Genomic DNA, 22,349 nt, shown 5'->3' on the forward strand with positions numbered 1-22,349 from the left:
CCTGGAACCGCTGTTGCTGTGAAAAAGGAGAGGGTCCCGGCGGCCGGGGAGTGCGTGGGCACCCCCGGCCGTCAGGCGGGGTGCTTAGTAGCACTCCTTGCTGCCCTGGTAGAGCCGCAGGCTGAGACCGCTGAGCTTGAAGGTGCCGGCGGTCGTCGCCCACGCCTTCTGCTTGACGTTCGACAGCGTCGCGACGTCCGCGCGCTGGGCGAATCCGTACGGGTTCACCTGGGGCTTGGCGTTCGGCTGGATGCCCGTCTTGTTGGACGGGTCTCCGGCGGCCACGCCGATGTCGATGTTCTTGAACTCCGCGTCGGTGTCGAGCTCGGCGACATCGAGGTAGAGGTTCGTCGCCTCGACGGGCTTGTCGGCCTGGGTACCGGCGTTCAGCTGCAGCGTGATGCTGCCGAAGAACGGCACGTCCGGGGTCACGACCGACTGGCACATGTTGCTGATCGTCGCGTCACTGAAGCCGGACACCACGACGGGGTGTGCGGCGTCCTTGCCGTTCAGGTCCTTGCCGGTCGCGATCGATCCGTACTGGATCAGGTTGTGACCGACGAGCTTGTCCGCCCGGACCTTGAACTCCTGGCCGGACACGCTGAACGAGGCGGCGAGCGCACCCTGTGCCAGGCCGACGCCTATCGCGGCCGTCGCGGCCACGCTCGGCACCATGACCAGCGCGAACCGCTTCCATCTGGTCCCGCCACGTACTTGGGACTCCATGACTTTCCTCCTTCTCGGACGTACATCTCCGGGACGGACCCTCAAGGGCTGTCACGGGATGGGAGAAGTGCTACGTCCTCGGGAAGGGGAGCGCACGGGAGGTCGACCGCGTACGACTCGCGCACTTCGTCCGACACCGGCGATCACCCCCGAGCGACAACCACTGGCCACGCGTTCGCGCAACCTGCTGGACAGGCCCTGCCGGAGAGCAGAGACCCCCCTGTCCACGGCCGGTGCCACTGCCACCGGCCGGCCCGGTGGGGACCCAAATGGGCGGCAGCGCCGAGTGGCTGTCGGGCTGGTGCGTTATTGGACCGAGCGTGGCCGATCGTGGTGCATTCGGGGCCGCGACACAAGGGGGATCGTTACTAGCCAGTAACGGCCCGATAACCGAAGCGCGACCGGTCGGCATCGGCCGGGCACGCAGGGTGCCGCCGAGTGACCGGACAGAAGAGGAAATCGCCGCTGAAATGCGGACGTAAGAAGCGGCTCAACTTACTGCAAGTAACAGCGGCCGCGTTTACCAAGTTTTGGCAAAACGCGGCCGCCTCTTGTCTCTCTGTCGCCAAATCGTCCGTCGCGTACCGCGCTCGGCACTCATTCGGTGACAGGTTCATGAACGCCCGAAGGCGTCCACGGGTGGCTCAGAAGAGCACCCTCGCCAGCGCGGTTCGCGCCGCCGTGACGCGCGGGTCGTCCCCGCCGATCACCTCGAAGAGCTCAAGGAGCCGGACCCGGGCCGCGTCGCGGTCGTCACCGAACGTGCGCCGCACGGTCTCGACGAGCCGTCCGAAGGCGTCCTCGACATGACCGCCGACCAGATCGAGGTCGGCCGCCGCGATCTGCGCCGCCACGTCGGCGGGCTTCTCGGCGGCCTCCTTGCGGACCTGCTGGGGGTCGAGCGACTGGACGCGCTGGAGCAGTTCCGCCTGCGCCAGGCCGAGCTTCGCCTCGGGGTTGCCCGGGTCGTCGCTCAGCACGTTCCGGTACGCCTGGACCGCGCCGCCCAGATCGCCCGAGTCCAGGGCGACCACGGCGGCTTCGAGCAGTGCGTCGTACGGGCCCGCCGGGGCCTGCGCCGGTTCGGCCGCGGGGGCCGCCACGTCCGGGTCGACCGCGATGCCGGTCAGGCCGAAGCGCTCCTCCGCGACCTGCACCAGCTGGTCGAGCGTCTCGCGGATCTGCGCCTCGGGAGCCGCGCCCTGGAAGAGCGGCAGCGCCTGGCCGGCGACCACCGCGAAGACCGCCGGGATCCCCTGGATCCCGAACTGCTGCATCAGCATCTGGTTGGCGTCGACGTCGATCTTGGCAAGGAGGAAACGGCCGTTGTACTCGACGGCGAGGCGTTCGAGCAGCGGGCCGAGCTGCTTGCAGGGCTCGCACCACTCGGCCCAGAAGTCGATGACGACCGGCACCTCGGAGGAGCGCGTCAGGACATCGCGTTCGAAGGAGGCCTCGTCGACATCGATGACGAGGGCGGACGGCGCGACCGCCGGGACCCCGCCCTGGCGGGCTGCCTCGGCTCGCGCCTGCTCCGCCTTGCTCTTGGCCTCACCGGCCGCCTTCACCGCGGCGAGGTCGACGACGCCGCTCATGGACATGTTCCTAGGCTGCATGCGTACATCCTCCCCCTTCCGCGACGGTGCGTGGTGATCCGGTGGCAGGATCCGGGCCCACCCGCTGCCTCCCGCCGGAGTGCGAGACTCTGCGAGACAACGGCCGGGCCGCGGATCTTTCCTGGTGGCACCAGGGTCCCCACCCCGGCGCCGTGTGACATGTGGTTGTCGCGGAAGGCCGCTCAAGGCTTTCGCTACGAGCCGTAGCGTAACTGGTGCGGACCCGGCGCACAGGGTGATCTCGCGCACACCGCGTGCCCTCTGGCGCGATTGCTACCGGCCGGTATGGTCGCCGTCATGCCTTCTTCATCCCGAGCCGCGAGACCGTCCTGTACGGGTCGTACGGGTCGGCCCCGCAGCGCCGAGGCCGATGCCGCGATCCTGCTGGCGACCCGGGAGGCGCTGGTGGACGTCGGCTGGTCGAAGTTCACGATGGGGGACGTGGCGACGCGGGCCGGGGTGGCCAAGACGACGCTCTACCGCCGCTGGGCCGGCAAGAACGAGCTCGTCGTGGACGCGGTCGCGGTCCTCTTCGACGAGCTCGAACTCCCGGACCTGGGCAGCCTGGTGGCCGATGTGGAGGGCGTCGTCCTCCAGTTCGCGGCACTGTTGGAACGCCCCGAGACGAAGACCGCGCTGATGGCGGTGGTGGCCGAATCCACCCGGGACGACGCGCTGCGCGGGCGGATCCGCTCGGCCATCGTGGACCGTCAGAAGCGGCTGGTTCTGATCGGCCGCGAACGCGCCCAGGCCCGCGGCGAGCTCCCCTACGAGGCCGACCCGACCGTCTCCGCCCGCCACACCGACCTCATCTTCGACGTGGTGGCGGGCGCGGTGGTGCACCGGGCGCTGGTCAGCGCGGAGCCGGTGGACGAGGAGTGGGCCCGCGACTTCACGCTCCTGATCTGCTCGGGGTTGGCCGCGACAGCGGCCTGAAGGCGGCTTGAGCCCAGCCCGAACTCAGACCTGATAGCGCGTCGGCGCGAACAGGGCGAGGTTCTCCTCGACCCAGGCCGACGTCTTCTTCAGGCCTTCTTCCAGGCTCATTTCCGGCTCCCAGCCCGCCCACTCGCGGGCCCGCGTGTTGTCGGAAAGCAGTCGCTCCACCTCGCTGCCCGAGGGGCGCAGGCGCGCCGGGTCGACCACGACCGAGGCCTCGCGGCCCGATGCGGCGATGAGCGCCTCGGCGAGGTCGCCGATCGCTATCTCGCGGCCCGTGCCCAGGTTCACGACCTCGCCGAGCGCCCGGTCGCACTCGGCCACCGCGAGGAAGCCCCGCGCGGTGTCGGTGACGTACGTGAAGTCGCGGGTCGGGGTGAGCGAGCCGAGCTTGATCTCCCGTACGCCCGCGTGCAGTTGGGCCAGGATGGTCGGGATCACGGCGCGGGCGGACTGGCGCGGGCCGTAGGTGTTGAAGGGGCGCACCACCGTCACCGGGAGCTCGAAGGCGTGCCAGTGCGAGAGCGCCATCATGTCGGCGCCGATCTTGGACGCGGAGTACGGCGACTGGGGCTGGAGCGGGTGCTGCTCGCTGATCGGCGCGGTCAGGGCGGTGCCGTACACCTCGCTCGTGGAAGTGTGGACGAGGCGGCGCACCGAGTGGCGGCGGCAGGCCTCGGCGATGTTCTCGGTGCCGACGACGTTCGTCTGGACATAGGCGCCCGGGGAGTCGTAGCTGTACGGGATGCCGATGAGGGCGGCGAGGTGGAAGACCGTGTCGCAGCCGGCGACCGCGTCCGAGACGCGGCCCGCGTCGCGGACGTCCCCGGAGAGCATCTCCACCTGGGGGTGGCCGATGAGGTGGGCGAGGAATCCCTTCTCGGCGTACGGCTTGTAGTGCACGAACGCCCTGACGTTCGCGCCGAGTTCGACCAGCAGGTCGACGAGCGTCGAGCCGATGAAGCCCTCCGCGCCGGTGACGAGGACGGTGCGGTTCTGCCACGTGTTGACAGTGCTCATGCTGCGTACTCCCTGGTGTACGAGGTGGGGTAGGAGGCGAGTTCGAGGACCTTGGCGGCCAGGAGGTCGGCGGCCCGGGCGTGGTTGCCGGGGTCGGCGGCGCCGCTCATCGCGGCGAGCCGGGCCGGGTCGGCCAGGAGCGGTTCGATGAGGCCGGCCAGGCGGAACGCGGTGGTCTCGGCGTCCGGGACGAGCAGGCCGGCGCCCGCGTCGGAGAGGACCCGCGCGTTGTGGGTCTGGTGGTCGCCGGGCGCGTGCGGGTACGGCACGAGGACGGCGGGCACCCCGGTCGCGGCGAGTTCGGCCACGGTCGCCGAACCGGCCCGGCACACCACGAGGTCGGCGGCCGCGTACGCGAGGTCCATCCGGTCGAGGTAGGGCACGGCCCGCGCACCCGGAAGGGCGGCCAACTGCCGCTCGGTGTCGGCCAGTTGGGCCGGGCCGGTCTTGATGAGGAGGTGGACGTCGGCCCGCTCCCGCCAGCGTTCGGCCAGACCGATCGCCGCGGCGGTGAGCCGGGCCGCGCCCAGGCTGCCGCCGTTGACGAGGACGAGGCGCGCCCCGGGCGGCACTCCGAACGCCCGCCGGGCCTCGGTGCGCAGCGCCGTGCGGTCGAGCGCGGCGAGCGCGGCGGCGATGGGCATGCCGGTGGTGACGGCGTCCTGGCCGCCCGCCAGATGGGCCCGGCTGCGGTCGAAGGCGACCGCGATGTTGGAGGTGAGCCGGGCCGCGAACTGGTTGGCACGGCCCGGCACGGCGTTGGACTCGTGGATGAGGCTGGGCAGCCCGGCCATCTTGGCGCCGACGATGACCGGCGCGCTCGGGTAGCCGCCCATGCCGACCGCGACCTGGGCGCGCTGAGCCTTGAGGATGGCCCGGCACTGCGCGCCCGACTTCAGCAGCGCGGCGGGCAGCAGATACCGCTTGGCCCCGAGCGAGGGGTCGAAGGGGATCATGTCGACGGTGTGCAGGTGGTACCCGGCGCCGGGTATGAGCTTGCCCTCCAGGCCCCGGGTCGTGCCGACGAAGGAGATCACCGCGTCGGGGACGGCCCGCCGCAGCGCCTCGGCGAGCGCGAGCCCGGGGTAGATGTGCCCGCCGGTACCGCCCGCCCCGATCACTACTGACAATGGTGTGCGCATGGCACCGAGGTTCACGGGGCGGCTTAAGAGGGTTCTAAGAGCGCTGTTTGGCAGGCTTTGCCCATGAGCACCACGCGCGCGGTCAGAATTCTCGTCGTCGACGACGAGCCGGAGGTACGGGCGGCCGTCGAGGACGGCCTCGCGGTCGAGGGGTACGAGGTGAAGGGCGCCCAGGACGGGCTCGCGGCGCTCTCCGAGGTGGCCGCCTGGCGGCCGGACGCGATCGTCCTGGACGTGATGATGCCGGTCCTCGACGGCCTCGGGGTGTGCCGCCAGCTGCGTGCGATGGGCGACCGCACCCCGGTCCTGGTCCTCACCGCGCTGGATTCGGTGAGCGAGCGCGTGGACGGCCTGGAGGCGGGCGCGGACGACTACCTGGTCAAGCCCTTCGCCCTGGACGAACTCATCGCACGCGTACGGGCGTTGCTACGCAGGGCAGCGCCCGACCCCGCCGAGCAGCAGGAGCTGCGGTACGCGGATCTGGTGGTGGATCCGGTGGCGCACACCGCCCGCCGGGGCGAGCGCCCGATCGACTTCACGCGCACCGAGTTCGCCCTGCTGGAACTTCTGATGCGCAACCCGGGACAGGTCCTTCCGAGGGAGCTGATCCACGAGCTGGTCTGGGGCCGCGACTTCGGCCCGGACTCCAACTCCCTGGCTGTGTACGTGGGTTATCTGCGGCGCAAGCTGGAGGCGGCGGGCGAGCCGCGCCTGGTCCACACCGTGCACGGCGTCGGCTACCGCCTGGACGTCTCGTGAGCTCCCGGCGGCGCCTGGGCGCCCGCTGGCGCCGCCACCGCCCGCTGCGCACCCGGCTCGCGGTGGCCGCGACCGCCGCGGTGGCGCTGGTCGCGGTCGGCGTGTGCACGGCCGCGTTCTTCGTGATCCAGTACGAGCTCTACCACCAGCTCAACCTGAACCTGACCCAGTCGGCGACGCTGGTCATCCAGCAGAACCGGGGCGCGTCCCCCGGTGTGCTCGCCGGCGAGTGCCGCTTCCTGTCCGCCCCCGCCTGCGCGCAGATCGTCCCGGCCGACCCGGCGAAGGACCCCTCCCGCCCCTACCTCCTGCCGGTGAGCCCGCCCGTGCGCGAGGTCGCCTCCGGAGACCGCAACGCCTACTTCACCAACATCACGCTGCCCGGCGGCGAGCCCGCGCGGATGCTCACCACGACCTTCGGCCACGGCAAGTCGCTGCAGGTGGCGCTGCGTTCGGACGCGGTGCGCAAGGGCGTGAGCCAGGCGGCCGGACTCCTGAGCGGGGTGGGGGCGGCGGGCGTACTGCTCGCGGCCGCGCTCGGCTACTGGGTGTCCCGCACCGGACTCGCCCCCGTGGCCCGGCTCACCGCGACGGCCGAGCACATCGCGGCCACCCGCGACCCGAGCCACCGCATCGAGCTGCCGCCCGGCCCGCCGGACAAGGAGGACGAGGTGACCCGGCTCGCGGCGTCCTTCAACACGATGCTGGGCGAGCTGGAGCAGTCGGTGACGGCCCAGCGCCGCCTGGTCGCCGACGCGTCCCACGAACTGCGCACCCCTTTGACCGCGCTGCGCACGAACGCCGAGCTCCTTGCCCGGGCCGACCGTCTGACGCCGGCCCAGCGCGACCGGGCCTCGGCGGCGCTCGGCCGCCAGATCCGAGAGGTGTCCGTCCTGGTCAACGACCTGATCGACCTGGCGAGGGACGAGGAGCCGACGCCGCTCCTGGAGAAGGTCCGGTTGGCCCCACTGCTCGCACACACGGTGGATACGGCCCGTACGCACTGGCCGGCGACCTCGTTCCAGCTGGAGCTGTCCGACGCGTCGGCGACGCTGTCGGGCGTGCCGGGGCGCCTGGCTCGCCTGATCTCCAACCTCCTGGACAACGCGGCGAAGTTCAGCCCGCCGGGGGCGCCGGTGGAAGTGGTGCTCCTGTCGGGCGAGTTGACGGTACGGGACCACGGGCCCGGTATCGCCCCGGCCGACCTCCCCCATGTCTTCGACCGCTTCTACCGGGCGGAGCAGGCGCGGGCGTTGCCGGGGTCGGGGCTGGGGTTGGCGATGGCCCGGCAGATCGCGCGGGCGCACGGAGCCGACCTGACGGCGCATCAGGCCCCGGGCGGCGGAGCCCTGTTCCGCCTGACGCTCCCGAGCGGGGACGGCGGGCCCGCCTGAGCCCCTGGGGCTCCGCCCCAGACCCCGGGGAGAGCCCCACCCCACCCCACCCCTTCCCTAGACCCGCCGGGGGTGAGGGAAGGGGTGAAGCCGGTTTCCTGGGGCTCCGCCCCAGACCCCGACCGCGCCTTAAGGGCGCTCGTCCTCAAACGCCGGACGGGCTGAAGATGCCGGTACTGGCCAGCGTTAATCCTGCTAGGGGCGCGGGGAACTGCGCGACCAGCCACGCACGGTCCGCAGCCGAACCACCGCATATCACCGGCTCTGGCCGACCCCACCCACCCCCGGAGGCCACGCGGCGGAGCCGCAGAGTGTCACAGCGGGAAGGGGCGGGGTGGGGGGGCAAAACGGGGTCAGAAGCCCGGCGGCTCCGTGTACGTGCCCCACTCGTCGCGGAGCACCCCGCAGATCTCACCCAGCGTCGCCTCCGCCCGCACCGCGTCCAGCATCGGCACGATCATGTTGGAGCCGTCCCGGGCGGCGGCCAGCATCGCGTCGAGGGCGGCGCGCACCGCCCCGTCGTCGCGGCGCGACTTGCGGTCGACCAGGACCCGTACCTGCTCGCGCTCCACCTCGTGGCTGACCCGCAGGATCTCCAGGTCACCGGTGACCGAACCGTGGTGGCAGTTGACGCCCACGACCCGCTTGTCGCCCTTCTCCAGGGACTGCTGGTAGCGGAAGGCCGACTCGGCGATCTCGCCGGTGAACCAGCCGTCCTCGATGCCGCGCAGGATGCCGGACGTGATCGGGCCGATCGGGTGCTGCCCGTCGGGGTGCGCCCGCGTGCCCCGCTCCTTTATCTGCTCGAAGATCTTCTCCGCGTCCGACTCGATCCGGTCGGTGAGCTGCTCCACGTACCAGGAGCCGCCCAGCGGGTCGGCGACGTTCGCGACGCCAGTCTCCTCCATCAGCACCTGCTGCGTGCGCAGCGCGATCTCGGCGGCCTGCTCGCTGGGCAGCGCGAGGGTCTCGTCCAGCGCGTTGGTGTGCAGCGAGTTGGTGCCGCCGAGCACGGCCGCGAGGGCCTCCACGGCGGTGCGTACGACGTTGTTGTACGGCTGCTGCGCGGTCAGCGAGACCCCGGCGGTCTGGGTGTGGAACCGCAGCCACTGCGCCTTGTCCGACTGGGCGCCGTACACCTCCTTCATCCAGCGGGCCCAGATGCGGCGCGCCGCGCGGAACTTGGCGATCTCCTCGAAGAAGTCCACGTGTGCGTCGAAGAAGAAGGAGAGCCCGGAGGCGAAGACGTCGACGTCCATGCCTCGACTGAGGCCCAGTTCCACGTAGCCGAAGCCGTCGGCCAGGGTGTACGCCAGCTCCTGCGCGGCCGTCGCCCCGGCCTCGCGGATGTGGTAGCCGGAGACCGACAGCGGCTTGTAGGCGGGGATGCCGCGCGCGCAGTGCTCCATCAGGTCGCCGATGAGGCGCAGATGGGGCTCGGGCTGGAAGAGCCACTCCTTCTGCGCGATGTACTCCTTGAAGATGTCCGTCTGGAGCGTGCCGTTGAGGATGCCCGGGTCGACCCCTTGCCGCTCCGCGGCCACCAGGTACATGCAGAAGACGGGCACGGCCGGCCCGCTGATGGTCATGGATGTGGTGACATCGCCCAGCGGGATGTCCTTGAACAGGACCTCCATGTCGGCGGCCGAGTCGATGGCGACGCCGCAGTGGCCGACCTCGCCGAGCGAGCGGGGGTCGTCGGAGTCGCGGCCCATGAGGGTGGGCATGTCGAAGGCGACGCTCAGCCCGCCGCCGCCGGCGGCCAGGATCATCTTGTAGCGCTCGTTGGTCTGCTCGGCGTTGCCGAACCCGGCGAACTGCCGGATCGTCCACGTACGCCCCCGGTAGCCGGTGGGGTACAGGCCACGCGTGAAGGGGTACTCCCCGGGCCAGCCGATCCGTTCGAACCCGTCGTAGGTGTCGCCGGGCCGGGGCCCGTACGCCGGGTCCACGGGGTCCCCGGAGAGCGTGGTGAAGTCCGCGTCGCGCTTGCGGGCCTTGTCGTAACGGGCCTGCCAGCGACGGCGGCCTTCTTCGATGGCGTCAGCGTCCATGACTCAAATTTACTTGGACGTCCTAGTAAATGTCGATGGCCGACCGCCACGCATTGCTCACGCGGCGATGGATCGGGCTTGTGCCGTCAGGCGCGGGCGCCCGCGGGGACGCCGTCCGCGAGCTTGGACTCCAGTTCCTTGGAGACCTTGCGCTCGACGAAGAAGGCGGCGGTGGGGATCGTGCCGGCGATCAGCACCCACAGCTGCTTGCCGACCGGCCACTTCGCCTTGGAGCCCAGGTCGAAGGCGAAGACGAGGTAGATCACGTACAGCCAGCCGTGGGCGATGCCGACGACCTTCGTGAAGTCCGCGGCGCCGTTCATGTCGAGGATGTACTTGGCGATCACGCCGAGGGTCAGCAGGACCAGCAGCACGCCGGTGACGTACGCCATCACCCGGTAGCGGGTCAGCACGCTCTTTTTCATGCGGTCGAGCGTAACCGGACATGCGGGGCGATCTTCGCCCGGGTCCCACAGCCCCTGGGGCTCCGCCCCAGACCCCGTAGGCCCCACCCCACCCCTTCCCGAAACCCGCCGGGGGTGTTGACGCTTCGGCTGCGGACCGTGCGTGGCTGGTCGCGCAGTTCCCCGCGCCCCTGGCCGGGTGCGAACCAGGCCTCCCCAGCGGGGATGGGCTACTCCTCGAAGTCGTTCGCCGCCACCCGCAGGGGCCGCAGCATCGCGAAGATCTCCCCGCACTCCTCCGCGTCGTAGACGCCGAGCCCGAACTCCATCGCCATCAGGTCGCGCGTGGCCTGTTCCACCACCTCACGGCCCTTGTCCGTGATGGACGCCAGGGTCCCGCGGCCGTCGTTCGGGTTCGGGCGCTTGTCCACGAGGCCCGACTTCACGAGGCGGTCCACCGTGTTGGTGACCGAGGTGGGGTGGACCATCAGGCGCTCGCCGATCTTCGACATCGGCAGCTCCCCCTCCTTGGAGAAGGTCAGCAGCACCAGTGCCTCGTACCGCGCGAAGGTCAGCCCGTAGGGCTTCACCACCGCGTCGACCTCGGCGAGCAGGATCTGGTGCGCCCGCATGATCGAGGTGATCGCCCCCATCGAGGGCACGGGTCCCCAGCGCTGCTGCCAGAGTTCGTCGGCTCGGGCGATGGGATCGAAGGGAAGGCTGAGCGGCTTGGGCACCCGTCGACCTTACCCACTGGTCACATGCCGGTCAGCCCCGTCTCGAAGTTCGGTACCGGACCGCCCGGCATGGCGCTCCCCCACGCAGAGTGACCATTATGTCACTATTGGCCGGTTCCATGTAAATCATTCAGAACATCCCGTCCAGACCCTTGTCGCCCCCAGGGGGCCTGATGTCCCGGTACAGAACCCTCCCGTACAGAACCCTGCTCGCCGCGGCCCTGCTCGCCTCCGTCGCCGGCTGCTCGTTCGGCGCCGACCCCGACGAGGCCCCCGTGGCCCGGGCCCACACCGCGGCCGAGGCCGAGGCCGCCCCCGCGCCCGCGCCCGGCTCTCCCTTCTGGGTGGACCCGGAGAGCGACGCGGCCCGGCAGATCAGGATCTATCAGCGGCAGGGCCGGACCGCCGACGCCCAGGCGCTGCGGCGGATCGCGGACCGGCCGGTGGCCACCTGGCCGTCCGGGGACAACCCGCAGCCCGGCATCCGCAGGGCCGTCGAGGGCGCCGCCAAGGACAAGCGGACCGCGCTGTTCGTGGCGTACAACATTCCGCACCGCGACTGCGGCAAGTACTCGGCGGGCGGGGCGAACGGGGTCGACGGCTACCGCGCCTGGTACGGGATGTTCGCCGAGGCGATCGGCGACGCCCCGGCGGTGGTGATCCTGGAGCCGGACGCGGTCGCCCACATGGTCGACGGGTGCACGACGCCCGACCATCACGCCGAGCGCTATCAGCTCCTCAACGAGGCGGTTCAGTATTTCAAGAAGCTGCCCAACACCAAGGTCTATCTCGATGCCGGCAACCCTTCGTGGCTCCCGGATCCCTACAGCCTCGTCGAGCCCCTGCGGCGGGCCGGGGTCGAGAACGCCGACGGGTTCGCGCTGAACGTCTCCAACTTCCAGACCGACGCGACGGTACGGGCGTACGGGGCGAAGGTGTCCCAGGGGCTCGACGGCAAGCACTTCGTCATGGACACCAGCCGCAACGGCGAGGGCCCCCTGCGCGGCGACCGCGACCAGGCCTGGTGCAATCCCCCGGGCCGGTCGCTGGGGACGCCGCCGTCGGTCAGTACCGGGGATCCGCTCGTCGACGCGTTCCTGTGGATCAAGCGGCCGGGCGACTCGGACGGGCCCTGCCGGGGCGGCCCGTCCGCCGGGACCTGGTGGCCGGAGTACGCCCTCGGGCTCGCCAAGCGCGCCCGGTTCTGACACCCCCCCGGGCCGCTCAGTCCACCCGGAGCCACTTCGCCTCGGACGGGGTGCCCTCCTGGTCGGTCACGAAGACCATGTACCAGCCGGGCGGGACCAGCGCCCGGTCCTTCGGGACGGTGATGGTGACCGAGTTCTTGTCCTTCGTCAGGCCCAGTTCGATCGAGCGCTGCTCGACGTCCGTGGTGTGGGTGACCGCGCTCGGCCGCATCAGGCGGGCCTTGACGACACGCTCGGGGTGGTCCGTCCTGAAGGTCGCCCGGCCGTCGCCCGCCGCGGCCTCGGGGCCGTCGCCGAGGGCCGGGCGCTTGTCCTTGTCGCGGTAGAGGTAGGGCGGGGTGTAGACCTCCATGCGCTGCTCGAACTTGCCGAGCTTGGTGTTGTCCTTGTCGCCGAACAGCGAGTCGGAGCCGAAGGTGGCGACCCGGCCGTCGGGCAGCAGCAGCGCCTCGGAGTGGTAGTTGCGGCCGACCGTGGGGTCGGCCGCCTCGCGGAAGGCGTTCTCCTTGGGGTCGTAGAACTGCGCTTTGAGGATGTTGGAGCCGCCCCGGCCCCGGTAGTCGGCGGAGCCGCCGCTGGTGAACACCGAGTCGTCCGGCATGATCACGCTGTTCAAATACCGGGTTCCCTGCGGGAGTTCGGGCCCGCTCTTGAAGGCGGGGCTGTTCTGCTTGAGGTCCACCACGGCGGTGCGGGGCGTCGCCTTCTTGGACTCGCCGACCCCGCCGCCGCCGAGCAGCATGAACCGCTGGTCCTGGGCGGGAGGCAGCAGGAGTGAACTGGCCGTCTCCAGCTGGTCGGTGGCGCTCAGGCCGCCGATCTTGGTGAAGGTGTTCTTCTCGACGTCCCACAGGCCGGGCTCGCGGCCCTTGTCGGCGGGCCCGTACCCGGCGTTGGCGCCCGAGTAGAAGAGCTTGCCGCTCTTGGTCAGGAACAGCGAGGGGTAGGTCGGGAAGTAGCGGAAGGGGCCCTTGGACCACTGCTTGGTCTTCGGGTCGTAGATCTCGTTGTCGCCCGCGAGGATCGCGCCCACGTCGTCGAGCCCGGAGACGGCGAGCACCCGGCCGTCCTGGAGCGTGGTGAGCGTCGGGTACCAGCGGGCCTCCTTCATCGGGGCGACCGGGATGTACTTCTCGGCCTTCGGGTCGAATTCGTACGCCGCCCTGATCCCCTGGAAGTCCTGCTTGTCCAGGGTGATCTTCTCGGCGAGCCCGTACACGTCGTCGGCGTCCTTGCCGGTCAGGCCCTCGATCTCGTACTGGGCCCGGTCGGTGGCCACCGACTGGGGGCCCTCGACGACCGCCTCGACGAAGACCCGCGCCTCGCCCGCGGTGGTCTTGGTCTTCCAGGGCTTCATCTGCCCGGTGTCGTAGTACGCGACCTCGAACTCGCGCTTGGCGCGCGGCACCGTGACGTCGAACTTGGATATGTACTCGATGCCCGACGGGGAGCGGAACCTGCTGCCCTTCTTGACGGTGACGGCCCTGTCCGGGCTCTCGTTCTTGACCCGCATGCCGCCCCCGGCCCGTTTGACCTCGCCGTCCAGGAGCTCGTAGCGAGCGGTTCCGCCGGCCACCAGGAGCTTGCCGTCCGGGAGTTGGGCGTGGCCGCCGCAGAAGAAGTCCGCGGGGGTGGGGATCTTCTTGAAGGAGTTGTCCTTCGGGTTCCACAGCACGGTGTCGAAGGTGCCCGCGTCGAAGTGGTCCTGCTTGTTGCCGGAGCCCGCGATGATCAGCACCTTGCCGGTGTGCAGCAGCGCCGCGTGGATGGCGTTGGTGCGGTACTCCTTGGGGATGTCGACGCCGTGCCAGGCGCCGTACCGCGCCATGTACTCGGGCTGGGCGATCTCGTACGCGTGGTACTGCTCGGTGGCGAAGGAGAGCGCGGCGGGGGCGTTGAGGCCGGCGAGGAGCACGACGGCGCCGCCGCCGAGCAGGGTCTTCTTCGTCCGCTGCGAGGGCCGGTGGGCCATGGCTCAGTTCCCTCCGGTCGTCGTGGCGACGGCGGGTTCCGCCTCGCCCGTGGCCTTCTTCTGCCGGGTGGCGACCTTGGCCGCGCCGCGGGCCGCGCCGCGCTCGCGCAGCGTCGTCCAGGACCAGATCGCCGCCGGGGCCAGCGCGATGCACAGGGCGAGCACGGCCCAGGTGCGCATGGCGGCGTGGGTGTGGCGGTACTGGACGGAGGCGATCAGCGAGATGGCGAGGACGGCCGCCCAGAACAGGTGGATGCGGAAGGTCCACAGCCGGTCGGGGCTGGCCTGGCCGCCCTTGGGGGTGACGACGAACTGGCCGCGGGTGCGCAGCACGGCCGAGCCGAGCGACTTGAGGTAGATGGGCGCCGAGAGCGCCGACATGCCCATCCCGGCGAGCCCGCCCGAGCCCTCGGGTTCGTGGGGGGAGACGTTGTGCCGCCGGTTCCAGAGGTAGAGCCCGATCTGGAGGGCCGCCGCATCGCTGTAGAGCATCAGCCAGACCGAGGCGGTGACCTGGGTGCCGGACGCCCCGAACCACAGGAAGAGCACGCAACTGACGATCCCCAGAAGCCAGTTGACGGCGGTCATCGGGTAGTAGACGAGCATCAGGGTGTACGAGAGCAGCCGGCCGGGCGGCATGCTGAAGGGCGCCTTCCAGTACTGCTTGAACAGGGTCTCGTAGGTGCCGCGCGACCAGCGCATCTGCTGGGTGAAGAAGTCGGTCCAGGAGGCCGGGCCCTCGCCGACGGCCAGCACGTCCGGGGTGTACACGGAGCGCCAGTGGTGGCCGGTCCTCGGGTTCCTGTGCCGGTGCAGTTCGAAGCCGGTGGCCATGTCCTCGGTGATCGAGTCGTACAGGCCGCCGATCTGCCGCAGCGCCGCGATCCGTACGACGTTGTTGGTGCCGACGAACATGGGCGCCCGGTAGCGGTTGCCGGCCCGCTGGATCAGCGCGTGGAAGAGGAACTGCTGGGATTCGGCGGCCTTGGTGACGGGCGAGTCGTAGTTCCCGTACACCTGCGGTCCGACGACGAAGGCGACGTCGGGGTCGCGGAAGTAACCCATCATCCGGTCCAGGAAGTTGGGGAGCGGGGCGTGGTCGGTGTCGACGGAGGCGAAGAAGTCGTAGCCGCCGCCGTGCATCGCGATCCATGCGTTGTAATTGCCGTGCTTGGTGCGGGCCTTGTGGGCGCCGTTGTCGCGGTTCCACTCGGGGACGCCCTTGCGGGAGAAGTGGCGCACCCCGAGCTCGGTGCAGAGGGCCCTGGCCTGTTCGTCGTCGCCCTCGTCCAGGAGCCAGATGTCGAGCGGCCCGGTGTGCGTGAGCCGGACGGCCGCCTCCAGGGTGTTCCGCACCATGGATATGGGTTCCTTGCCGGGCACGTACGTGGTGAGGAAGGCGACCCGGGTGCCGTATTCGGGGACGACCGGGACGGGGTCGCGGGCGACCATGGTGGCGTGGGCCACGGAGGCGACGTTGGTGACCATGAAGAGCTCGATCAGGCCGATCGAGACCAGCATCGCGATGTCGAGGCCCACGAGCCAGCGGTCGCCGCCCTCGCGCTCGACCCAGTGGGTTGGCCAGACGAGGTAGACGAGCAGCAGGCCGGTGAGTATCGGCGCCAGGGTCATCAGCAGGACGGCGCGTATGCGGTGCGGCTCCCGGGAGAGCAGGCTGCGGTACTGCACCCGGTAGGGCTTGTCACCCGGCTCGGTGAGTGGTCCGGCCAGTCGGCTGTGGGTGTCGTAGTCGTAGCCCTCCGGACGCACGGTGCCCTCCAGCTGATCGTCGAGCAGGGTCTCGAACTGGGTTGATATCCCCACAAAAGTGGAGAATTCTCGGCGTGTCGACTGGAGTACTCCGAGTGAGCGGTTCTGGATTGAACGGCTTTCGCGCGCGGTAGGTGCGGCCCGGGACGCGCAAGAGCCCCCGGCCGTGACGGCCGGGGGCTCTTCGCCGAAGGTCGGTTACGCGGACAGGTGGCGCTCCACCGTCTCCACCTTGGACGTCAGACCGTCCGTGACGCCGGGGCGGATGTCCGCCTTGAGCACCAGCGAGACCCGGTTCGAGCGGGCCTCGACGGCGGCGACGGCGCGCTTGACGACGTCCATCACCTCGTCCCACTCGCCCTCGATGGACGTGAACATCGCGTCCGTACGGTTGGGCAGGCCGGACTCGCGGACCACGCGGACCGCGTCGGCCACGTACTCCCCCACGTCCTCGCCGACGCCGAGCGGGCTGACCGAGAAGGCGACGATCATGCGTTGACCACGCCTTCCTTGCGGGCCCGGGTGGCGATGACCGCGGCGTCCAGCTCGCGGCGGATCTTGCGCTCGGCGAAGAAGCCGCCGAAGGGCAGCACGGCGAGCACGAAGTAGAGCGCGCCGGTCTTCGCGGACCACTTGGTGCGGTTCCAGGCGTCCAGCCAGAAGAGCACGTACAGCGTGAACAGGATGCCGTGGACCATGCCCATGACCATGACCCCGTCGAACGAGGTGGTGCGCTTGAGCACGGAGCACACCAGCAGGATCGGGAACGAGATGGCCTCGGGGAGCGAGATCAGTCGGAGTCGATGCAGGGCGGAGGCTGTCTTGATGTCCACGGGCGGGGGCACCTTCGCTGGGAGGGGCGGGCGGCGGTGATCGTCTCACGGCGATCCGTCGGCAGCGATCTTGTGAACGCGTGCACAAACGATCCCCATTCTGACATCGCACCCTTGCCCCTGTCGGGGCGGGTCCCCGGCCCGCTAACGTCGAGCCGTGGCAACGTTCCGACTCCAGGGCAGCAAAGTGCTCGCCGTCGACATGACCGGCGACGCCGTCAAAGCGAAGAACGGCTCGATGGTCGCCTACGACGGCCAGATGGCGTTCAAGAAGATGACCGGCGGCGGTGAGGGTCTGCGCGGCATGGTGACCCGCCGCCTCACCGGCGAACAGATGACCGTGATGGAGGTGAAGGGGCACGGCACGTGCTACTTCGCCGACCGCGCGAGCGAGATCAACCTCGTGAGCCTGACCGGCGACAAGCTCTTCGTCGAGGCGAGCAACCTGCTCGCCACGGACGCGGGGCTGCGCACCGGCACCACCTTCACCGGCCTGCGCGGCGCGAGCCAGGGCAACGGCCTGTTCACCACGACGATCGAGGGCCACGGCCAGGCCGCGATCATGTCGGACGGACCGGCCGTGGTGCTCCGGGTCAGCGCCCAGTACCCGCTGTCCGTCGACCCCGGGGCGTACATCGCGCACCAGGGCAACCTCCAGCAGCGCTTCCAGTCCGGGGTGACGTTCCGGACCTTCCTCGGCGAGGGCTCCGGCGAGGCCTTCCAGATCCGGTTCGAGGGCGAGGGCCTGGTGTACGTGCAGCCCAGCGAGCGCAACACGATCGGCGGGGACGTCTGATGCCCTTCCGCGAGATCAACTCGAAGATGGTCGAGGCGACGGTGAGCCCCGGCCAGAAGATGTTCAGCCAGCGCGGCGCGATGCTCGCCTACAAGGGCGAGGTGTCCTTCACGCCCAACATCCAGGGCGGCCAGGGCGGCATCATGTCGATGATCGGCCGCCGGGTCGCCAACGAGGCGACCCCCCTGATGACGGTCGAGGGCAGCGGCACCGTGATGTTCGGCCACGGCGGCCACCACATCCAGGTCATCAACCTCCAGGGCGACACCCTGTACGTGGAGGCCGACCGCCTGCTCGCCTTCGACGGGTCGCTCCAGCAGGGCACGATGTTCATGGGCTCGCAGGGCGGCGTCATGGGCATGGTGCGCGGCCAGGTGACCGGGCAGGGCCTGTTCGCCACGACCCTCAAGGGACACGGGGCGGTCGCGGTCATGGCGCACGGCGGCGTGATCGAGCTTCCGATCACCCCGCAGCGCCCGGTGCACGTCGACCCGCAGGCCTACGTGGCCCACCACGGCGACGTGCGCAACAAGCTCTCGACCGCGCTGGGCTGGCGCGACATGGTGGGCCGGGGCTCCGGCGAGGCCTTCCAGCTCGAACTGTCCGGCAACGGCTCGGTGTACGTGCAGGCCTCGGAGGAGAAGCTGTGACCGCCGCGGTGATCTTCGATCCCTACTCTCTGCCGACCGACGACAACGTCAACAAGTACACCTTCTGTGTGGAGCTCAAGTCGAGCCAGTGGTTCCTGCAGAAGGGCAAGATGATCGCCTACTACGGGCAGATCGAGTTCAACGGCATCGGCCACGGCCGGCTCGACCGGCTGCTTCGCACGAGCTTCCACTCGCCGCTGCACGCCAGCGACTGGGTGGTGGCGGACGGCAGCGGCAAGATGCTGCTCGCGGACCGCGCCTTCGACGTGAACAGCTACGACCTGGACGAGGGCAACCTGACGATCCGGTCCGGCAACCTGCTGGCCTACCAGCCCTCGCTCGCGCTGAAGCAGTCGATCGTGCCGGGGTTCCTCACGCTGATCGGCACGGGCAAGTTCGTGGCCGCGTCCAACGGTCCGGTCGTCTTCATGGAGCCGCCGATCCGGGTGGACCCGCAGGCGCTGGTCGGCTGGGCGGACTGCCCTTCGCCGTGCCACCACTACGACCACGGTTATATGACGGGCGTCCTGGGCGGAATCCGGTCACTCACCGGGCTCGGCGGAACGTCCGGCGAGGAGCACCAGTTCGAGTTCGTGGGGGCCGGTACGGTACTGCTCCAGTCCACCGAGGTACTCATGGCGGAGCAGGCGACGGGGCAGGTCACGAACGAGCCCGGGGTGCCGGGCGGCGGCCAGGGCGGGCCCGGCCAGCAGGGCGCGGGACCGCGTCTTCCCGGCCAGCTGGGGGACCTCCAGCGTCGCTTCGGCCTGTGAGCGGTAGTCTGCGGAGTGTGACGTCGAACGCCTGAGCCCCTCGGGGCTCGGCGGGGCCGCGCGAGTGGCGCGATCGCATCACGTGCCGGGCGTCACACTCCCACACTTGGTTCAGAATTCAACTTCTTAGGTAGAATCCACATATGGAGACCGAGACGGCCACGAACTGGCTGAGCGACGACGAGCAGTGCGCCTGGCGCACCTATCTGGACGTCAACAGGATGCTGACGTACCAGATGGAGAAGGATCTGCAGCCGTTCGGCCTGACCAACAACGACTACGAGATCCTGGTGAACCTCTCGGAGTCGGCCGACAAGCGGATGCGGATGAGCGACCTCGCGGCCGCCACCCTCCAGTCCAAGAGCCGTCTCTCGCACCAGATCACCCGCATGGAGAACGCGGGCCTGGTCCGGCGCGAGAACTGCGAGTCGGACCGGCGCGGGCTCTTCGCCGTCCTCACCGAGCACGGCACGGAGACCATGGAGAAGGTCGCCCCCCACCACGTGGCCTCCGTGCGGCGCCACTTCATCGACCTGCTGTCGAGCGAGGCGCTGGCGGATCTACGCGAGTCGCTGACCCCGGTCGCGGAGCACCTGCGGGGTCACCGCGGCAAGATCTGACGCACAGTCAGACACGGGTCCCGGTCGGATCTAGGCTCCGGTCAGCCCGGCCACCAGCTCGTCGGCCGCCGCGTACGGGTCGAGCTCGCCGTCCACGATGCGCTGCGCCAGCGCGTCCAGGCGGCGGTCGCCGTGCAGGGAGCCGATGCGCTCGCGCAGGGCGGTGACCGCGATGGTCTCGACCTCGCGGGCCGCGCGGGCCCGGCGCCGCTCGGCGAGGACGCCGTGCTCGGCCATCCACGCGTGGTGCTTCTCCAGCGCCTCCACGACCTCGTCGATGCCCTCGCCTCGCGCCGCCACCGTCTTGACGATGGGCGGGCGCCAGTCCCCCGGGCCGCGTGATTCGCCGAGGCCCAGCATGTGGTTGAGCTCGCGGGCCGTCGCGTCCGCGCCGTCCCGGTCCGCCTTGTTGACGACGTACAGGTCGCCGATCTCCAGGATTCCGGCCTTGGCCGCCTGGATGCCGTCGCCCATGCCGGGCGCGAGCAGCACCACCGAGGTGTCGGCCTGCGAGGCGATCTCGACCTCGGACTGACCGACGCCCACCGTCTCGACCAGGATCACCTCGCAGCCCGCCGCGTCCAGGACCCGGATCGCCTGGGGCGCGGCCCAGGCCAGGCCGCCCAGGTGGCCCCGGGTCGCCATCGAGCGGATGTAGACGCCCGGGTCGGAAGCGTGCTCGGACATCCGGACCCGGTCGCCGAGCAGGGCCCCGCCGGAGAAGGGCGAGGACGGGTCGACGGCGAGCACGCCGACCCGCTTCCCGGCTCTGCGGTAGGCGGTGACCAGCGCCGAGGTGGAGGTCGACTTGCCGACACCGGGCGAGCCCGTGAGCCCCACGACGTACGCGTTGCCCGCGAGCGGGGCCAGCGCCGCCATGACCTCGCGCAGCTGCGGGGACGCCCCCTCGACCAGCGAGATCAGCCGGGCGACGGCCCTGGGCCGGCCTTCCCGGGCCTGGGCCACCAGTTCGGGGACGTCCACCATTGCCGCTCCGTTCAGTCGCGTACGCACCGCAGGGATCAGGGGGTTGCTCGCGGGTGTTACTTGCCCGGACTGCGCTTACTTGGGAACGTGCACGATCAGCGCGTCGCCCTGACCGCCGCCGCCGCACAGGGCCGCCGCGCCCACGCCGCCGCCGCGGCGCTTCAGTTCGAGGGCGAGGTGCAGCACGACGCGGGCGCCGGACATGCCGATCGGGTGGCCGAGAGCGATGGCGCCGCCGTTGACATTCACCTTTTCCGGGGAAATTCCGAGGTCCTTCATTGACTGCACGGCGACCGCCGCGAAGGCCTCGTTGATCTCGATCAGGTCGAGGTCCTCGACCGTGATCCCCTCCTTGCCGACCGCGTGCTTGATCGCGTTCGAGGGCTGTGACTGGAGCGAGTTGTCGGGGCCCGCCACGTTGCCGTGGGCGCCGATCTCGGCGATCCACTCCAGGCCCAGCTCCTCGGCCTTGGCCTTGGACATGACGACGACCGCGGCCGCGCCGTCCGAGATCTGCGAGGAGGTGCCGGCCGTGATCGTGCCGTCCTTGGCGAAGGCGGGGCGCAGCTTGCCGAGGGACTCGACGGTGGTGTCGGCGCGCACGCCCTCGTCCTTGGCGAACAGGACCGGGTCGCCCTTGCGCTGCGGGATCTCGATCGGGGTGATCTCGGCCTCGAAGATGCCGTTCTTCTGGGCGGCCGCGGCGCGCTGGTGCGAGGCGGCGGCGATCGCGTCCTGCTCGGGGCGGGCGATGCCCAGACGGGTGTTGTGCTTCTCCGTGGACTCCCCCATGGGGATGTTCTCGAAGGAGTCGGTCAGACCGTCGTACGCCATCGCGTCGAGCATCTCGATCGCGCCGTACTTGTAGCCCTCGCGGGACTTGGGCAGCAGGTGCGGGGCGTTGGTCATCGACTCCTGGCCGCCGGCGACCACGATGTCGAACTCGCCCGCGCGGATCAGCTGGTCGGCGAGCGCGATCGCGTCCAGACCCGACAGGCACACCTTGTTGATGGTGAGCGCGGGGACGTTCATCGGGATGCCGGCCTTGACGGCCGCCTGGCGCGCGGGGATCTGGCCGGCCCCGGCCTGGAGCACCTGGCCCATGATCACGTACTGCACCTGGTCGCCGCCGATGCCGGCCCGGTCCAGGGCCGCCTTGATGGCGAACCCTCCGAGGTCGGCGCCGGAGAAGGACTTGAGGGAGCCGAGGAGCCGGCCCATGGGCGTACGGGCGCCCGCGACGATCACTGAGGTGGTACCGGTCGTTCCAGACATGAGGCACGGCCCCTAGGGAGGTGAGGTGAACGAGGGTTTACTTTGAATGTACTGAGCGGTACTGCCCACGTCACCGGGCAGTAGGTGTGATCGCGCGCACGTTGCGTAACCACCCCTGCGAGCGCTGCACTGGACCCATGCTGACGCGAATCGACCACATCGGGATCGCCTGTTTCGACCTCGACAAGACCGTCGAGTTCTACCGTGCGACGTACGGATTCGAGGTGTTCCACACCGAGATCAACGAGGAACAGGGCGTGCGCGAGGCCATGCTCAAGATCAACGAGACCTCCGACGGCGGGGCTTCCTACCTCCAGCTCCTGGAGCCGACCCGCGAGGACTCGGCGGTCGGCAAGTGGCTGGCCAAGAACGGCGAGGGCGTCCACCACATCGCCTTCGGCACCGGGGACGTCACCGCGGACTCCGAGGCCATCCGCGACAAGGGCGTACGCGTCCTCTACGACCAGCCGCGCACCGGTTCGATGGGCTCGCAGATCACCTTCCTGCACCCCAAGGACTGCCACGGCGTACTCACCGAACTCGTCACTTCCGCACCCGAGGGCACCACCGCCCACTGAGCCCACACAGTGGAGGCCGGACCTCCGGATACTCGGCCCGGTACAGTGGGCGGTTCCGGGCCGGGGTCGGGTCGGGGCCTGGGACCCACGCCCCTG

At 70.2% G+C, this 22,349-nt stretch carries 22 protein-coding genes; 9 read left to right on the forward strand and 13 right to left on the reverse strand.

Translation table 11 applies throughout. From position 1 onward, the window contains the following. Nucleotides 1–84: 84 nt before the first annotated feature. Both OHA17_RS12680 and OHA17_RS12685 read right to left on the reverse strand, forming a co-directional pair. Nucleotides 85–726, reverse strand: a complete 642-nt coding sequence (locus OHA17_RS12680; protein ID WP_398879292.1) for a DUF6230 family protein — start codon at nucleotides 724–726, stop codon at nucleotides 85–87. Between the two features lie 644 nt (nucleotides 727–1,370). Further along, nucleotides 1,371–2,342 carry a tetratricopeptide repeat protein gene (locus OHA17_RS12685; RefSeq protein ID WP_406506682.1) on the reverse strand — a complete coding sequence of 324 codons (972 nt, stop codon included), beginning with the start codon at nucleotides 2,340–2,342 and terminating at the stop codon, nucleotides 1,371–1,373. 297 nt (nucleotides 2,343–2,639) lie between these two features. Between OHA17_RS12685 and OHA17_RS12690 the strand changes: the two genes are divergently transcribed. Next, nucleotides 2,640–3,278, forward strand: coding sequence for a TetR/AcrR family transcriptional regulator (locus tag OHA17_RS12690; RefSeq protein WP_398879290.1), 639 nt, complete (start codon nucleotides 2,640–2,642; stop codon nucleotides 3,276–3,278). 24 nt (nucleotides 3,279–3,302) lie between these two features. On the opposite strand, the gene OHA17_RS12695 is transcribed toward OHA17_RS12690, so the two are convergent. Together OHA17_RS12695 and OHA17_RS12700 are read right to left on the reverse strand one after the other, a co-directional pair. After that, nucleotides 3,303–4,301 carry a GDP-mannose 4,6-dehydratase gene (locus tag OHA17_RS12695; RefSeq protein WP_406506684.1) on the reverse strand — a complete coding sequence of 333 codons (999 nt, stop codon included), beginning with the start codon at nucleotides 4,299–4,301 and terminating at the stop codon, nucleotides 3,303–3,305. After that, nucleotides 4,298–5,443, reverse strand: coding sequence for a UDP-N-acetylglucosamine--N-acetylmuramyl-(pentapeptide) pyrophosphoryl-undecaprenol N-acetylglucosamine transferase (locus OHA17_RS12700; protein WP_406506686.1), 1,146 nt, complete (start codon nucleotides 5,441–5,443; stop codon nucleotides 4,298–4,300). Before OHA17_RS12700 ends, OHA17_RS12695 begins: the two co-directional genes overlap by 4 nt. A 63-nt stretch (nucleotides 5,444–5,506) precedes the next feature. Between OHA17_RS12700 and OHA17_RS12705 the strand changes: the two genes are divergently transcribed. Both OHA17_RS12705 and OHA17_RS12710 read left to right on the forward strand, forming a co-directional pair. Further along, complete coding sequence (locus OHA17_RS12705; protein ID WP_053727037.1) at nucleotides 5,507–6,202, forward strand: response regulator transcription factor; 696 nt, start codon at nucleotides 5,507–5,509, stop codon at nucleotides 6,200–6,202. Continuing rightward, nucleotides 6,199–7,596, forward strand: a complete 1,398-nt coding sequence (locus OHA17_RS12710; RefSeq protein ID WP_406506689.1) for a sensor histidine kinase — start codon at nucleotides 6,199–6,201, stop codon at nucleotides 7,594–7,596. Before OHA17_RS12705 ends, OHA17_RS12710 begins: the two co-directional genes overlap by 4 nt. A 353-nt stretch (nucleotides 7,597–7,949) precedes the next feature. On the opposite strand, the gene OHA17_RS12715 is transcribed toward OHA17_RS12710, so the two are convergent. The 3 genes from OHA17_RS12715 to OHA17_RS12725 all read right to left on the reverse strand — a co-directional run bounded on the left by OHA17_RS12715 (nucleotide 7,950) and on the right by OHA17_RS12725 (nucleotide 10,791). Then, complete coding sequence (locus OHA17_RS12715) at nucleotides 7,950–9,650, reverse strand: methylmalonyl-CoA mutase (protein ID WP_406506691.1); 1,701 nt, start codon at nucleotides 9,648–9,650, stop codon at nucleotides 7,950–7,952. A gap of 86 nt (nucleotides 9,651–9,736) precedes the next feature. Next, nucleotides 9,737–10,075: a DUF3817 domain-containing protein gene (locus OHA17_RS12720; protein ID WP_398879280.1), complete on the reverse strand. Its 339-nt coding sequence runs from the start codon at nucleotides 10,073–10,075 to the stop codon at nucleotides 9,737–9,739. Nucleotides 10,076–10,284: 209 nt separating this feature from the next. Further along, nucleotides 10,285–10,791, reverse strand: coding sequence for a MarR family winged helix-turn-helix transcriptional regulator (locus OHA17_RS12725; protein ID WP_053727033.1), 507 nt, complete (start codon nucleotides 10,789–10,791; stop codon nucleotides 10,285–10,287). Nucleotides 10,792–10,964: 173 nt separating this feature from the next. Between OHA17_RS12725 and OHA17_RS12730 the strand changes: the two genes are divergently transcribed. After that, entirely contained in the window at nucleotides 10,965–11,999 is a 1,035-nt protein-coding gene (locus OHA17_RS12730; protein ID WP_406506693.1) for a glycoside hydrolase family 6 protein, read from the forward strand. 16 nt (nucleotides 12,000–12,015) lie between these two features. Here the strand turns inward: OHA17_RS12730 and OHA17_RS12735 are convergent, their stop codons facing one another. From OHA17_RS12735 to OHA17_RS12750, 4 genes are all read right to left on the reverse strand, one after another. After that, nucleotides 12,016–13,971, reverse strand: a complete 1,956-nt coding sequence (locus OHA17_RS12735; RefSeq protein ID WP_406506695.1) for a galactose oxidase-like domain-containing protein — start codon at nucleotides 13,969–13,971, stop codon at nucleotides 12,016–12,018. A gap of 3 nt (nucleotides 13,972–13,974) precedes the next feature. Then, entirely contained in the window at nucleotides 13,975–15,741 is a 1,767-nt protein-coding gene (locus tag OHA17_RS12740) for a glycosyltransferase family 2 protein (RefSeq protein WP_406510699.1), read from the reverse strand. Nucleotides 15,742–15,939: 198 nt separating this feature from the next. After that, nucleotides 15,940–16,233: an MTH1187 family thiamine-binding protein gene (locus OHA17_RS12745; protein ID WP_365440018.1), complete on the reverse strand. Its 294-nt coding sequence runs from the start codon at nucleotides 16,231–16,233 to the stop codon at nucleotides 15,940–15,942. Further along, on the reverse strand, nucleotides 16,230–16,574 hold the full coding sequence (locus tag OHA17_RS12750; RefSeq protein WP_053727029.1) for a DUF3817 domain-containing protein: 345 nt from the start codon (nucleotides 16,572–16,574) through the stop codon (nucleotides 16,230–16,232). The genes OHA17_RS12745 and OHA17_RS12750 overlap by 4 nt, the downstream gene beginning before the upstream one ends. 157 nt (nucleotides 16,575–16,731) lie before the next feature. Between OHA17_RS12750 and OHA17_RS12755 the strand changes: the two genes are divergently transcribed. The 4 genes from OHA17_RS12755 to OHA17_RS12770 all read left to right on the forward strand — a co-directional run bounded on the left by OHA17_RS12755 (nucleotide 16,732) and on the right by OHA17_RS12770 (nucleotide 19,413). Then, nucleotides 16,732–17,370: an AIM24 family protein gene (locus OHA17_RS12755; protein WP_078966488.1), complete on the forward strand. Its 639-nt coding sequence runs from the start codon at nucleotides 16,732–16,734 to the stop codon at nucleotides 17,368–17,370. After that, the gene (locus tag OHA17_RS12760; protein WP_406506698.1) at nucleotides 17,370–18,020 is read left to right on the forward strand and encodes an AIM24 family protein; all 651 of its coding nucleotides are present in this window, start codon (nucleotides 17,370–17,372) and stop codon (nucleotides 18,018–18,020) included. The genes OHA17_RS12755 and OHA17_RS12760 overlap by 1 nt, the downstream gene beginning before the upstream one ends. Beyond that, nucleotides 18,017–18,793 carry an AIM24 family protein gene (locus tag OHA17_RS12765; RefSeq protein WP_406506700.1) on the forward strand — a complete coding sequence of 259 codons (777 nt, stop codon included), beginning with the start codon at nucleotides 18,017–18,019 and terminating at the stop codon, nucleotides 18,791–18,793. The genes OHA17_RS12760 and OHA17_RS12765 overlap by 4 nt, the downstream gene beginning before the upstream one ends. Before the next feature lie 143 nt (nucleotides 18,794–18,936). Then, nucleotides 18,937–19,413 carry a MarR family winged helix-turn-helix transcriptional regulator gene (locus OHA17_RS12770; RefSeq protein WP_053727026.1) on the forward strand — a complete coding sequence of 159 codons (477 nt, stop codon included), beginning with the start codon at nucleotides 18,937–18,939 and terminating at the stop codon, nucleotides 19,411–19,413. A gap of 30 nt (nucleotides 19,414–19,443) precedes the next feature. Here the strand turns inward: OHA17_RS12770 and meaB are convergent, their stop codons facing one another. Continuing rightward, nucleotides 19,444–20,400 (reverse strand): methylmalonyl Co-A mutase-associated GTPase MeaB, encoded by a 957-nt coding sequence (gene meaB, locus OHA17_RS12775; RefSeq protein ID WP_053727025.1) that lies wholly within the window; start codon nucleotides 20,398–20,400, stop codon nucleotides 19,444–19,446. Between the two features lie 75 nt (nucleotides 20,401–20,475). After that, nucleotides 20,476–21,675 carry an acetyl-CoA C-acetyltransferase gene (locus OHA17_RS12780; protein ID WP_398879273.1) on the reverse strand — a complete coding sequence of 400 codons (1,200 nt, stop codon included), beginning with the start codon at nucleotides 21,673–21,675 and terminating at the stop codon, nucleotides 20,476–20,478. Nucleotides 21,676–21,812: 137 nt separating this feature from the next. On the opposite strand from OHA17_RS12780, the gene mce reads away from it, so the two are divergent. After that, a complete protein-coding gene (gene mce, locus OHA17_RS12785) occupies nucleotides 21,813–22,253 on the forward strand; it encodes a methylmalonyl-CoA epimerase (protein WP_398879271.1) in 441 nt (146 codons plus the stop codon). The last annotated feature ends 96 nt before the right edge of the window (nucleotides 22,254–22,349 follow it).

Origin of the sequence: Streptomyces sp. NBC_00212 (assembly GCF_045206365.1) — a bacterium.
GTDB lineage: Bacteria > Actinomycetota > Actinomycetes > Streptomycetales > Streptomycetaceae > Streptomyces.